This window comes from Desulfoconvexum algidum (assembly GCF_055382125.1).
Genome location: NZ_AP042394.1, coordinates 4863317 through 4876169, shown reverse-complemented (window position 1 = coordinate 4876169; position 12853 = coordinate 4863317). Strand labels below are relative to the sequence as shown.

Annotated in this window: 11 protein-coding genes; all 11 read right to left on the bottom strand. The window is 49.1% G+C overall.

Annotation, left to right across the window (positions count from 1 at the left end):
• Positions 1–5: 5 nt before the first annotated feature.
• The 11 genes from ACZ45G_RS22155 to ACZ45G_RS22105 all read right to left on the bottom strand — a co-directional run bounded on the left by ACZ45G_RS22155 (position 6) and on the right by ACZ45G_RS22105 (position 12788).
• On the bottom strand, positions 6–1379 hold the full coding sequence (locus ACZ45G_RS22155) for a beta-ketoacyl-[acyl-carrier-protein] synthase family protein (RefSeq protein ID WP_464172687.1): 1374 nt from the start codon (positions 1377–1379) through the stop codon (positions 6–8).
• Positions 1300–2043, bottom strand: coding sequence for a 3-oxoacyl-ACP reductase FabG (fabG, locus tag ACZ45G_RS22150; RefSeq protein ID WP_464172686.1), 744 nt, complete (start codon positions 2041–2043; stop codon positions 1300–1302). Before fabG ends, ACZ45G_RS22155 begins: the two co-directional genes overlap by 80 nt.
• Complete coding sequence (locus ACZ45G_RS22145; RefSeq protein WP_464172685.1) at positions 2040–3353, bottom strand: beta-ketoacyl-[acyl-carrier-protein] synthase family protein; 1314 nt, start codon at positions 3351–3353, stop codon at positions 2040–2042. The genes fabG and ACZ45G_RS22145 overlap by 4 nt, the downstream gene beginning before the upstream one ends.
• Positions 3350–4957: a phytoene desaturase family protein gene (locus tag ACZ45G_RS22140; protein WP_464172684.1), complete on the bottom strand. Its 1608-nt coding sequence runs from the start codon at positions 4955–4957 to the stop codon at positions 3350–3352. Before ACZ45G_RS22140 ends, ACZ45G_RS22145 begins: the two co-directional genes overlap by 4 nt.
• The gene (locus ACZ45G_RS22135; RefSeq protein WP_464172683.1) at positions 4939–7368 is read right to left on the bottom strand and encodes an MMPL family transporter; all 2430 of its coding nucleotides are present in this window, start codon (positions 7366–7368) and stop codon (positions 4939–4941) included. The genes ACZ45G_RS22140 and ACZ45G_RS22135 overlap by 19 nt, the downstream gene beginning before the upstream one ends.
• The gene (locus ACZ45G_RS22130) at positions 7365–8582 is read right to left on the bottom strand and encodes a beta-ketoacyl-[acyl-carrier-protein] synthase family protein (protein WP_464172682.1); all 1218 of its coding nucleotides are present in this window, start codon (positions 8580–8582) and stop codon (positions 7365–7367) included. The genes ACZ45G_RS22135 and ACZ45G_RS22130 overlap by 4 nt, the downstream gene beginning before the upstream one ends.
• Positions 8575–9546 (bottom strand): LpxL/LpxP family acyltransferase, encoded by a 972-nt coding sequence (locus ACZ45G_RS22125; RefSeq protein ID WP_464172681.1) that lies wholly within the window; start codon positions 9544–9546, stop codon positions 8575–8577. Before ACZ45G_RS22125 ends, ACZ45G_RS22130 begins: the two co-directional genes overlap by 8 nt.
• Positions 9543–10709, bottom strand: coding sequence for a DUF2062 domain-containing protein (locus ACZ45G_RS22120; protein ID WP_464172680.1), 1167 nt, complete (start codon positions 10707–10709; stop codon positions 9543–9545). The genes ACZ45G_RS22125 and ACZ45G_RS22120 overlap by 4 nt, the downstream gene beginning before the upstream one ends.
• 12 nt (positions 10710–10721) lie before the next feature.
• On the bottom strand, positions 10722–10901 hold the full coding sequence (locus ACZ45G_RS22115) for a hypothetical protein (protein WP_464172679.1): 180 nt from the start codon (positions 10899–10901) through the stop codon (positions 10722–10724).
• 29 nt (positions 10902–10930) lie between these two features.
• A complete protein-coding gene (locus tag ACZ45G_RS22110) occupies positions 10931–12280 on the bottom strand; it encodes a phenylacetate--CoA ligase family protein (protein WP_464172678.1) in 1350 nt (449 codons plus the stop codon).
• Positions 12281–12374: 94 nt separating this feature from the next.
• The gene (locus ACZ45G_RS22105; RefSeq protein ID WP_464172677.1) at positions 12375–12788 is read right to left on the bottom strand and encodes a hypothetical protein; all 414 of its coding nucleotides are present in this window, start codon (positions 12786–12788) and stop codon (positions 12375–12377) included.
• Between the last annotated feature and the right edge of the window lie 65 nt (positions 12789–12853).

The window sequence follows — 12853 nt, the reverse complement described above, 5'->3', positions numbered from 1 at the left end:
GGAATTTAGGTGTCCGATTCATTATCCGAATTAATTTTTAATGCAATGGCTGCATTGGTGCCGCCAAAACCAAAGGAGTTGGACAAGGCCCGACGGATTTTAGCCGGCCTTGTCCGGGGAACGACGTGGATGGGGGGACATCCCTCACTGAGCCCTGTAAAATTGATGTTGGGGGCAATAAAATTGTTTCTGGCCATGAGAAGGGTATAGATGACCTCACTGATTCCCGACATCCAGCATTCATGGCCGGTCATGGATTTGGTGGAGGAAACAGGGGTCTTCGGGCCGAACACCTTGTGGATGGCAGTGGCCTCTGCCAGGTCCCCGGTCCGAGTGGAGGTGGCATGGGCATTGATATAGTCAATTTTGTCAGGGGGTATGCCTGCATCTTTGAGGGCATTTTTCATGGCGTTGACAGAGCCTTTGGCCGAGGGTTCTGAAAGGGTTTTTCCAATGCCGGATGAGAATCCATAGCCCTCAACAATCCCGTAAATGGTTGCCCCCCGGGCCAGGGCATGGTCCAACTCTTCAATGATGATGGAAGCGCCTCCCCCCCCCGGGACCAATCCATTTCGGTCCTTGTCAAAGGGCCTGGAGGCAGCCGTGGGGGTCTCCACGGAGGAGGAAAATGCATTCAGGGCGTCAAAGCTTGCCATGGCCATCCAATTGGTTTCCTGGGCACCGCCTGCAATGATAATATCTTGCATTCCGCTTCTGATAAGCATCAGGGCCTGACCGATCACATGGGCACCGCTGGCGCAGGCAGCACTCATGGTCCAGTTGGCTCCCCGGGTGCCAAAGTAAGCGGCAAGGTTCATGGTAATGGTGGAGTTCATGGTCCGAAAAATATAACCGGAGCCAATATAATGGGTCTCATTGTACTGTCTGGCAATATCAATGGATTCAACCCCGGCTTTGATGGTGCTGTCATTGCCGAAAATCACCCCGCACCGGTCGTTTTGTATATGGTCCGTTAAAAGGCCGGCGTCTGCCACGGCTTTTTTGGCGGCTGCAATGGAAAAAAGGGCCGGCTCGCACATGGTCCGCAGGTTTTTCCGGCTCAGGTTCAACTCTTGGGCAGACACCTTTGGCACCAAGGCGGCCAGGGGGGATTTAAATCCCAGGGCCTTTCTGTTTTCATCAAAGGCAATCCCAGATTGGCCGTTTTTCAAGCTCGAGGTGACCGCTGCAAGGTCTGTCCCCAGGCATGAGACAATTCCCATACCCGTGATGGCGGCTGTTCTCAAATTTTTTTTCTCCCTTGTATCTGTCCATTCTGCGCGTTCATATGGGGGAACATTAACAGATACCGCCGTTAATGCCCAGCACCTGGCCTGTAATATAGGCGGCCTTGCGTGAACACAAAAAAAGAACGGCATCTGCCACCTCTTCGGGACGGCCCAGGCGTCCGGCCGGGATGGACTGGGTAATTTGATCCAGGGGCAGTCCTTCCACCATTTCGGTTTCAATGAACCCCGGGGCCACGGCATTCACTGTGATATTGCGTTTGGCAATCTCCTTGGCAAGGGCCATGGTGGCACCGATGAGACCTGCCTTGGATGCCGAATAATTGACCTGGCCTGCCTGGCCAACCTGGCCCGAGGTGGAGGAGATGTTGATGATCCGGCCATATCGTTTGGACAGCATTTTTTTTACCACCAGGCGGGTCACATTAAAAAAACCAGTGAGGTTTGTATCCAGAACCCGCTGCCAGTTTTCTTCCTTCATCCATACCATGAGCATATCCTCCCGGATACCGGCATTGTTTACCAGAATTTCTATCTTGCCTTTTTCCGCGATGATTTTTCCAATGGCAGCTTCTGATGCCTCTTTGTCTGTAACGTCAAAGGGCAGCAGGGCACCGTCTCCCCCCTGTTCTTTGATTTGGTCAAGGGTTTGTTGGGCTGCTGTATGATTTGAATGGTAATTGAGATAGACAAATCTGCCCGAGGCGGCCAGGGCCATGGCGATGGCCCGGCCGATTCCGCGGCTGGCACCGGTTACAAGGGCGGTCTCCTGGGAATCACTTGATATCTTGCTCATGGAAGCTCCTTTTTATTAGGGTCATTTTTATCCTGATATTTTTTATCCTGGTATTTTTTAAAAATAAGGGTGGCATTGATTCCCCCAAAGGCGAAATTACTGGTCATGACGGTATCAAGGGGGGTTTCAATAATCTTTTGTACATGACAAATTCCGGCACAGTCGGGGTCAATGGTCTCAAGGTTGCGGGTGGGGATGATAAGGCTGCGGGCCATCATTTCCAGGCAGAAAATGGCCTCCATCACCCCGCTTGCCGCCAGGGTGTGACCGGTATATCCCTTGGTGGCGCTCACCGGGATTTTGTGGTTCCCGAGCATGGAAATGGCACGGGCTTCGGCCGCATCTCCCAGGCGGGTGCCCGTGGCATGGGCATTGATATAGTCAATGTCCTGGACCTTACAGCCGGCGGATTCCAGGGCTCCTTCCATGCACTGGGCCATGCCCTGGGCCCGGGGGGTTGTCATGTGGGCACCGTCACAACAGGTATTGTATCCGATGATTTCTCCCAAAATTTTAGCCCCCCTTGTCCGGGCGTGGTTAAACTCTTCTAGAATAAGGGTGCCGGCACCTTCGCTGACCACCAGCCCGTCCCGGTTCGCATCAAAGGGTCTAGGGGTGGCACAAGGTGTTTTACCAAATTTTCTGGAGGCGGCATTTAATACATCAAATACCCCGGCCGTGGAGGGATGAAGGTCATCTGCGCCACCGCAGATCATAATTTTTTGATGTCCGTTTTTAATGATTTCATAGCCTTCCCCAATGGCCTGGGTGGAGGTGGCACAGGCGCAGCAGGGGGAGATGACCCTTCCTTTTATTCCCAGGGTAGCGGCCACATTGGCTGCCACGGAATGGTTCATGATTTTCATGAAAGCCGTACCTTCCAGTCTTCCAATCCCCCCTGTTTCCTGGAAATCATTGAACATGGTTTCAATGGTTCCCCCGGAGCCTGTGGTGGATCCCATGGCAACGCCGGTCTGTTTTGATGGGATCTTTAACTGTGATGAATTTAACTGTGATGGGTCAGATCCTGGCTGAAGGAGATCAAGACCTGCCTGGGCAAGTGCATCCAGGGCGGTCAAGGTGGCCATCACGGCCATGGGGCCCATGGTTCTGCGGTCTTGCCGCTTGATTCGTTTGGGGTCATAGCCCTGGCAACAACCCGCAATGGAGACCTTTAGATCCTTGATCTTTTTCCAGGCAGGGATGTGACGGATGCCCGATTGGTTCTTAACAAGGCTGTTCCACACCTCTTCCACCTGGTTACCGATGGGGGAGATGATTCCCATGCCGGTGATGACTACCCGTTTCATTGAATATCCCCCTGGCTGATCTGTGGTGGGTCTGGTATCGGCTGGTTGAGTATTTTCTGGGTTAAATAGGATTTCCCGTAAAAGCCGTGGCAGAGGTTGACGCTGGCAACAATGGCGCCGTGGATCCCGCAGAACCCGACGCTCTGGCCGGTTAAGAAGAGGTTTTTCACCCGGGTGGCCGGACTGAACATACCTTCCAGAAAGTGTTGGGCGCTCTTTTTAATGCCATAGGCAGATCCTTTGGGGGTCAAGGTATACCTCTCAAAGGTGGTTGGCGAATAGGTGTCTGTTATCTGGGCATGGTGTCCGGCGGTAGGGTAGATATGGGTGATACGTTCCATGATTTTTTGCGCCAGTCGCTCTTTGACGTTTTCATACTCTTTTTTTGATTTTTGATAATATGCTTGCATTTGTGCTGATTCTTTGTGGTTTATTCCGATCAGGGCGGTGACGGCCAAATTTTTTTCTTCGGGTCCCCCTGGTTTTGTCTGTTCAGCCGCTACAAAGGACGGCAATGCACTTAAAAAGACCATTTCCGGCAGGCCCATTTTCAACAGGTTATTTTGTTGATAATGGGCATTCACATCCCATGAATTATAAATGTATGTGTCATTTCCGGCCACAGGGCAATTATTTTTTTCCCAGGCCATGGCCACCCCGAATATTCCCGTGGTGCTTTTTGCGGTTTGGAGCCGTTTTCTGTACACAGGCCGGAAGGCGTCCTGCGGGCACAGATCGGGCAGCAAGGAGGGGTGTCCCGAATAAATAACCCTGTCTGAGAACAGGGTTTCTCCGGTGGAAAGTGTTACACCGCAGCTTTTTTTGTCCCGGATGAGGATGGTGCTCACTCGTGCGTTTGTGCGGATGTTGCCTCCCTGGGATTCAAGGCTTTGGACCAGGGCCCGGGCAAGGGGGGTTTTGGCTTCATTGATCCGAAAGCTTGCATTCAGGTATGAGTCGGAAATAAGAAAATGGGTCAGAACCGGGCATTCAAAACTGGACATCCCATAGAGGGGGTTGTTGGCACACAGCAGACTCTTTAGTTTGCCATGGATTCCAATGGCCGTAAAATAGTGGTCAAGGGACCCCGTGTACTGAAGGGATAAATCCTTTTTCGGGTTTATTCGGGGGTCATACAGATGAATGCCTGCGATGACCTTTTTCAGGTCTTTAAAATACTGGGAGATACTCGTTTTTCGGTCTGGGAAATCTGTGATCAATTGTTGCTCAAAGGCGTAATGGCCCTGGGGAATCTCGTATGTTTTGCCGGGAAAATGAAACTTTTCAAAACAGGTGGAAGAGAGGGGGACCAGGTCAAGCCTTTCCATAAGGCCCAGGTAATTAAAATAATGCCACAGGGGCTGATGGGGAGCAAGGGAGCCCAGGCGATGTACCCCTGTAGGAAAGGTCATTCCCTTCCTCGTATAGGTCTGGGTCAATCCACCGGGAATTTTATGCTGCTCCAACACCAAAACTTTTTCCCCTTCCTTGGCCTGGATGATGCCGGCGGTCATGCCGCTGACCCCGGATCCGATGATGATGGTATTAAAGTGATTTTTTTTCATTGCCGGCATTTCCATTGATGTCATTTCGGGTCGCTCCATTTTTCCACCAGAAAGGGAATCAGTGCCAGTGACAGAACCAGACTTGCCAGCATCCCGGTCAGTCCGGCCACCCCGATTGAATATAGGGCATTGTGCTGGGCAAAGGCAAGACAGGTAAAGGCCCCGATGGTGGTCATGGCACAAATGATTACAGCCCCGGCAGTAATCTGGCTGTCCCCGGGGGTTTTATTGAGTTCATGGTGAACCAGAAATATGGAAAAATCGACCCCCACCCCAAAGACAAAAATGATAAAAAGAATACTGATAAGGTTCACACAAATACCGAGAAGTCCCATGATTCCCGCCGTCATTATGGCACTTAAAAAAACAGGCGTGATGGTGATCAGGACAAGTTTGATTCTGCCCAGGAAGACAAAGAGGGTCAGGATCATTGCACCTGCTGCTAAAAGGAACAGTCGTTTGAATTGACTGGCCACAAGTATTGTGATTTTGTCAACAAAGTGGCGTTTATCCAGAAACCGGGCCTGGGGAAGTTTTGTTTTGATCCGGGAAACGATATCCGGTATTTTGGATTTGTCCTTTATGTTCAGGGTGGTGAGGGCCAGCACACTGTCTTTTTGGAAGATGAGTTTTGATTTGATCAATGGGTCCAGTACCGTGGGGGTAAAGTCCTTTCGGGTAAAGGGGGTTTTGGGGGCCCGAAGGTCTTCAAAAAAAGGGTCAAAGGCATCCATTGAAAATTTATTGACAAGGGATGCTGCGGCCAGTGTTTTTTCAAGAGCGTCTATTCGTTGATTTGGCAAAAATTTCTGGAAATTTTCATATTGGCGTTTTCTTTGGGCCTTTGAGGGGAAAATATCTGACAAGGAGGCAATTTGATCCACCTGGTCTTCCATTCCCTTGAGCAGTTTAAAAAGTTCATCATTCTTTTCTAAGGCCTGTTCAAGGGTTTTGCCCTCAACCAGAACCACCGAGGGAGAGGTCCCACCCCAGGTGGCCAGAAACTTGTCCATATCCTTCTGGGTCTCCGGGGTCAGGTGGTTGAGAGCGGAGACATCCCCTTCAAATTTGAAATTTTTAAGCCCTGTGAGGCTGAATCCAAAGGCCAAAAGGCAGATAAGGCTGATCCATAAAAAATGTTTTTTGCGAAAATCCATTAGAAAATCACAGGCTTTTACCAGGGATACCAAGGGTTTTTTGGGCTTTTGGGGTAAAAACAGGACAAAATATTTTAATACAAAAATGGCAAACAGGGCTGCCCCCAGAATTCCGGTAATGGTAAAGAACCCCATTTGGCGCTGGCCGGGAAGAGAAGAGAAGATGAGGCAGCCAAAGGCGGCCATGGTGGTCGCAGCTCCGGTGGCAATGGGCTTTTTTAGTCGGGAAATGATGGCATTTGTATGGGCGGTGCCAAGGGTATCCACACTGAAAAGGATGTGAATCCCGAAATCAACGGTGATGCCCAGGAGCACTGCTCCGCACCCTATTGCAATGGCAGATATCTCATGGGTGAAAAAGGAGAGAAGGGCGCTGGCAAAGGTGAGGCTGACAAGGGTGGGAACAAAAATCAGGAGCACATAGCGGAACCTGCCGAAAAAGAAAAATCCAATGACAAGAATTCCGGCTGACATGACAAGGATGGCCTTTTTTACATCTGCCTGGATCGTGGCTGAATTGTCCAGGGTGGCCACATGGTTTCCTGAAAATCCGATGTGGATCTGGTTTTCAAAGGCCGTTGTGACCCTGGCTTTTTCCCGGTTTAGAAAGGCAAATAGTTTGGCGCTCTGCCGGGTATCCACGGCGGGGAAGGCCGGGGATGCCATGATGAGCAGACAGGTTTCGTCCTGGCTGATAATTCGGGATCCGCTGATATGGATGCCCGAGGCCTCGGCCTGGAAAGCCGCAAGTTTCGACAAGATGATCTCATCCAGCCCAAAGGGGTCACGGGTGAGCTGGTCAGCGGAAAACATCCCTGTCGGATCCAGGAGCTTTTGTTTGATGGTTGGCAGCAATGTTTGAATATATTCCGGGGAAAGGCGTGAATCAATTTTCTTCAGGTCTGTCTCATCAAAGAGCCAGTATTTATTTTGACTGACAAAGTCCAGAAGGTTCATCACGCTTTTCTGGGAGAACTGATACACAATTTCTTTGAAAAAGGGCGATTCACCAATGGCCCCATAAAAGGCATCACCCGCTTTTTTAAGGGTGTCAAGGTCATGGGTTTTGGTTTCAATCTGGATGTACAGGGTTTCGGCAGCAGGCACATGGTCGATGATATACTTGAAATCTGCCACCCCGGGGTCGGAATCTGGAAGCATGGAGGTGATTTTTTCATCCAGGTTCAGGTTCAGGGTAAAGAAGAGGCAGACAAGATAAAATATACCGGTCAGGAAGATGATTATTTTTTTGGGGTCTATGGGATTCATGGTGGGCGCTTGTCTTTTGTTCATGGGAGGGAAAAAATCAATGCGGCGTTATTCCCCCCAAAGGCAACGGACTGGGACATGGCAGCCGTACACGAAACTGCCTGGTTGTTTTCCACGGGAGAAATGGCTGCTTTTGGATCTCTGGTTGAAAACCCCATGCTTTTCGGGATGATCTGGTGGGTCAGGCTGTATAGGGTGAAAATGGCCTCAATGGCACCGGCCGCTCCCAGGGTGTGGCCGGTATACCCCTTGGTGGAAAAAAAAGGAATCCTTGGCAGGAGCTGTTCAAATACCGTCATTTCAACCTTGTCATTTTCCTGGGTTCCCGTGCCATGGGCATTGATAAATCCGATGTCCTCCGGGGTAAAGCTGCTGTTGAAAAGGGCTTGGTTAATGGCAGTTTTCAGCCCCTGTCCGTCGGGTTTGGGAGCTGTCAGGTGATAGGCGTCACAGGCAGATCCATATCCTGCCACCCGGCAGTTGTTTCTGTCTTTCAGGGGAGATTTCTTGTGGAGGGGTTCAAGGATAACCACCCCTGACCCTTCCCCGAGATTTAGTCCCTTTCTATTGGCATCAAAGGGTTTGCAGGGAGCGTTGTCGGTGATCATCAGGGAGATAAATCCGTTATAGGTTACCTTGCACAATTCGTCGGTGCCTCCGGCAATGACAAGGTCACATAGATCTGCGGCCAGCCAGGAGGCACCGACACCAATGGCATCGGTGCCAGAAGCGCAGGCATTGACAATGGTTTGGGTGGGTCCGTCCAGGTTGAATTCCCTGGCAATGCTATCTGCCGGGTTGGAGGCTAAAAATCGTTTGATGGGGTCCATGCCCGGGTCATTTCCCTGTTTGTACTGGATATAAAAGGAATCATTGTTCAGGGCGCACCCGACGGTGGTACCCATGCAAACGCCCACCCGTTTGTGCCTGAGGTCTTTGGGATGGATTCGGGCATCTTCCAGGGCCTGGGCAGCCGCTGCAATCCCCATGCGGGCCGTAAGGGTCAGGTATTGATTTTGTTTTGAGACCCAGTGGTTCACGGGTTGTGATTCCCCAGAGTCTGATCCCAGAGAATTCGGAAGACTGAAAACAGGGTATTGGATGGGATGATCCGTGGAAAATTGTATGGGGGGCTCCGGGGCACCTATATTGGCAAACATATTTTTCATGCTCTGGTCAAGGCTTGTGCCAAGGGCGCAAATACATCCCATTCCCGTTACCATCACCTGCCTATACATCCCCTTCTCCTTTTAAATCGTTGTTTCCACCCTGCTTCCCAAAGGATTCTTCCGGCTCCCACATATCATAAAAATTAAAAAACTGATACGGATGATCCTGGATAAAGGTTTCCAGTGATTGAACAAAGGCCTGGATAAAAGGAACCATTTTTTTCTTTTCTTTCCCCAGTTTTGGCGGAATTTGGATGATTCGGGGAAGGGTGATTTTATAGGTGTCCGGCCCTGATTTGTAGGAGTGGAGAATGACAATGGGTTTTTGGGAAATGGAGGCCAGTTTATAGGCACTATAGGGAAACAAGGCCTTTGCGTTTAAAAAATCCATTTTAAGGGACAGGTCTGTATTTCCGAAGATTCGGTCTCCCATTATGCACAAAATTTCATCTTTTTTAAGGACGGAAAGCATTTCAATGGAGCCGCCAAGAAATTGTGCGGGGTTGATGATATTAAATTTTTTTTCCTGGTTGCCGTGTTCATAATAATGTTTGTCAATGTCCTCTTCGCTCTGGAGCATGAGCAGGTTCACCGGCCGGTTCAAATGGGCCAGGGCTGACATGGCTAACTGCCAGCATCCCACATGGGACATGAGAATGATAAACCCTGAATCAAGGGATTGGATGGTATCGAACTCTTCTCGATTTTCAAAGGATGCCAAAAATGTTCCAGGCCCGAGTATCCCTAAAATCGCTCGGTCTATCAGTGTCTTCCCTAAGCTGAGCACCCATTGATATCGGTGGAAAAATTGTCTGAACCGGCTGGCTGAGGGAAACCGTTTTTTCAAGTAAGGGGCGCATTTTTGTTTAACCGAAGGGAAAAAGGCAATATAATAAAACACAACAAAATATAGACAAAAATAGGCCAGGGGCCGTGCCATTCGCCGACCGCCCAGGCGAATCATGCCATAGAAAATATGATGTCCCATCCGGGAGCCCAGGCGCTTGTTGTCCCATTTGGAGTTCTGGTTCATTGGTTCTCCGGTTTTCCTGACAGGGCAGTTGCCGTTAAAAAAATAAGGCCAAAGCAGAAAAAGGCCAGAATCGGGGCAAGGACAAGGGCACCCAGGCAGTATTCATAAAATCGTTCAAGAAATTGGTTCCCAAGGGTTTCAAATGAGATGTCCGTTAAAAATTTCCCCCCATGGGTAAGAAAGTATCCTGTCTCAATGCAAAGGGCCGGTACAAGGGGGGGCATGCACAGCTGGCCTGTGCCAATTGCCACCACCTTATTGAGTCTGAAAAAACCGGTTACCATGAGGATGGAAAGCATATGGATGCCGATCAGGGGCAGGGTGTTCAAAAAAACCCCCACTGCTCCTGCCAGGGCCATGTCAAAAGGAGATATCGCATGGGCTAAAAAGCTGCGGATGGAGTTTAACGGATGGAAAATTGAAAATTTTAGTTTGTTTTTTTGTTCCAAAATTTTTTTATGGGGCCAGGGGATAAAGGAGCGAAGGGTGAGCCTGGTATTTAAATGGGTGAGTCTGGCATTGTCCACAAATAATTGAAAATGGCTGATCCGTTCTCCCTTTGGTGGATAATAAACACAAATATTAAGATCCTTGATGGGGACATTGGCCCAGGATGCCTTTACCAAAACTTCTATTTCAAAATCATACCGGGTCTGGGAAAGATTGAGCTCTCTGAGAACAAATAAAGGATAGGCTCTGAACCCGGACTGGGCATCCCCTATGGGCTGGCCAGTCTGTAGCCTGAACCAGAAATTGGAAAATGCCCTGCCAAATTTGGATGCCCGGGGGATGGCGGGGTCTGAAAAATCTCGTTTTCCCACAATTATGGCACAGGGATCGTGTAAAACGGCCTGCTTGAACGATAAAAAATCTTCCGGTAAATGCTGGAGATCGGCATCCATGGTCACCATATGGGTATAGCCCTGGCGATCCGCTTCCTTTGCCGCTGTCATCAGGGCAGCCCCCTTTCCCAGGTTTCGGGGGTGAAAGATCACCTGAACATTGGATGTTTTAAAATGATCCGGGCGAAGGTCCCGGCTGCCGTCATCAATGACAAGAATATCTTTGTGCAGTTCCTGGCAGCGCAAGATGACGTCTAAAACGGTTTTCCCATGGTTATACACAGGAATGACAATCAGTATTTTTTGGGCAACAGCATTCATGGAGATGGCTGGTTATTTTTCCCCATTATAAATGGAGATATCATCAAACAGCTGACTTGAAAACAGCAGTTTGCGAAAGGTTACCAGGCTGATGACGTGCTTGGCATTGCTGACCATACCAATGCCAATAGCAACAATCTCTTTATAACTAAGGTCATTCCCTGTGAGAATAACCGTGGACTCGGTTGTCATGTTTTATTTACCCCTTAAAGCCATCCCTTTTATCTTAGATCAAAAAAGGTCATTCTTTTGCGTTTTTTATCAAATTGATAGACCTTTTTGTCTGCATCCTGTCTGGTGATTTTCTTGATTTCAGGGACGACCCGCAGTTTTGCCTGCAAGATCTCTTTGATCCATGCGTCAGACTCATTTTCATGGGTGAAAGAGGCAAAAAGGGTGATCCGGTCTGTCCCGTCAACGTTTTTTTCTGCCTCGATATAGCCGCCATAAAATCGTTCATCCCCTTCAAGGGCTGCAAGCATGGCATTGGGATATACGGTGGTGCCTTTGTATTTGAGCATTTGATTTTTTCGTCCCAGGACAGGGGCCAGACGCTGGGTGGTCCTTTTGCAGGCACATTTGTCCTGAATCAGGTAGGAAATATCCCCGGTTTTGAACCGTATCAGGGGCATCCCCGTGACCCCCAGAGGTGTGACCACCACCTCTCCTTTTTCACCCGGCATTACCGGTTGGTCGTCTTTTCCTAGGATCTCCACAACAATGAGCTCCGGTCGTGTGTGACCGCCTGATCTGGCCTCACATTCACAAAAGGTGGTGGCCATTTCCGAAGAGGCATAGGTGGAATATATCTTTGCACCCCACATGGCCTCAAGTTCCCGGGCAATGGGAAGCAGGCTCAGGGTTTCATCTTTTGTGGGTTCACCAATGGCAATGAGTTTTTTAACACTGCATCCCTTTGGATCTTCATGATTTGTCAGTGCATATTGTCCAATTTTATGGATCAGGGAGGGCACCCCCACAATTACGGTGACAGATGTGAGTTTGATCAGCTCCCAGTGCTGGGCAGCACTTCCAGATCCTGCCCTGACCATGCTTGCTGAAAGTTTTGTCCCCCCCAGGAAATATGCCATTCCCGCCATGAAACACCGGTCCAGGGCTGCACAAACCAGGAGGGTGTCTGTTTCGTTGACACCGGTCATGGCAAGGGCCAGTTCTTCATTATAGGCAAGTCGGGACAGATCCATGGATGTCTGGGGAATCAGGGTGGGGGTGGCACTTGAGGTGGCCGAGGTGAGGCAGATATCCACAATTTTTTTTTTATCCACACACAGCAGGGCCTCGGACTGCAAAAGATCTTCCTTATGGGTAAGCGGCAGCCGACCGATGTGGGAAAGGTCTTTAATCTGTGTGATATCAATCTTTTCCCGGGCATATACCTCCTTGTAAAAAGGGGAGTGGGCCAGGGTATACGCCAGATGTTGTAAAAACAGCCGGTTTTGGACTGCCAGAATTTCTGCCGGATCTGCAAATTGCAGATGGGCATATTTTTGGGCAACACAATCCACCAATAGGGGATAGGTTTCCCCATGCTTTTTTGTTGGTTGATTCATTTGTATTTTGATTTAATATCCTCGGTAAATTTGCCTAAACCTACCCGAAAAAAAGAACAATTATGTTTCCGGGCCGGTCTTTATGAGTTCATTATTAATATAATTGTTCAAGGCTTTGTTTGGCATATTTTTTTAATTTTCTGTTGGTGCTTTTTTCAAGTATTTTTGTCAAAATTGGCTTGTATTTTGCCATTCCAGACGATGCCAGCGCTTTGCACATCCAGGCCATCTCATCCACATGGTGGCGGTTGCTCATGTCTTGGGTGTATCCATTTAAGAGGACTTGTTCCACCTTGTCGAAAAGAGCAGGATCGGTCAGCTGGGATCTTGTGATCCGTTTTGCTGCGTCGGTTCTGGTTTTGACCGAACCTGATTCTAGTTGGGCAATATAGGTATTTACCTTTGATGTTTGATCCGCTGTTGCAGATATCGGTATATTGGATAAAAGAATTCCCGCGATGCAAAGGGAAAAAAATATTTTTTTGAAATTAAAAATAGTGGCGTTCATATCTGTCTCCTTTGTAATAATATAATTAAAAATAGAAGTATTCTATTAATAGGGCTCTTTTTATC

Coding starts and splice junctions, on each gene's coding strand:
- ACZ45G_RS22120 (WP_464172680.1), bottom strand. CDS start 10,709: ATGAATGCTGTTGCCCAAAAAATACTGATTGTCATTCCTGTGTATAAC.
- ACZ45G_RS22105 (WP_464172677.1), bottom strand. CDS start 12,788: ATGAACGCCACTATTTTTAATTTCAAAAAAATATTTTTTTCCCTTTGC.
- ACZ45G_RS22125 (WP_464172681.1), bottom strand. CDS start 9,546: ATGAACCAGAACTCCAAATGGGACAACAAGCGCCTGGGCTCCCGGATG.
- ACZ45G_RS22140 (WP_464172684.1), bottom strand. CDS start 4,957: ATGGAGCGACCCGAAATGACATCAATGGAAATGCCGGCAATGAAAAAA.
- ACZ45G_RS22130 (WP_464172682.1), bottom strand. CDS start 8,582: ATGTATAGGCAGGTGATGGTAACGGGAATGGGATGTATTTGCGCCCTT.
- fabG (WP_464172686.1), bottom strand. CDS start 2,043: ATGAGCAAGATATCAAGTGATTCCCAGGAGACCGCCCTTGTAACCGGT.
- ACZ45G_RS22155 (WP_464172687.1), bottom strand. CDS start 1,379: ATGCCGTTCTTTTTTTGTGTTCACGCAAGGCCGCCTATATTACAGGCC.
- ACZ45G_RS22145 (WP_464172685.1), bottom strand. CDS start 3,353: ATGAAACGGGTAGTCATCACCGGCATGGGAATCATCTCCCCCATCGGT.
- ACZ45G_RS22135 (WP_464172683.1), bottom strand. CDS start 7,368: ATGAACAAAAGACAAGCGCCCACCATGAATCCCATAGACCCCAAAAAA.
- ACZ45G_RS22115 (WP_464172679.1), bottom strand. CDS start 10,901: ATGACAACCGAGTCCACGGTTATTCTCACAGGGAATGACCTTAGTTAT.
- ACZ45G_RS22110 (WP_464172678.1), bottom strand. CDS start 12,280: ATGAATCAACCAACAAAAAAGCATGGGGAAACCTATCCCCTATTGGTG.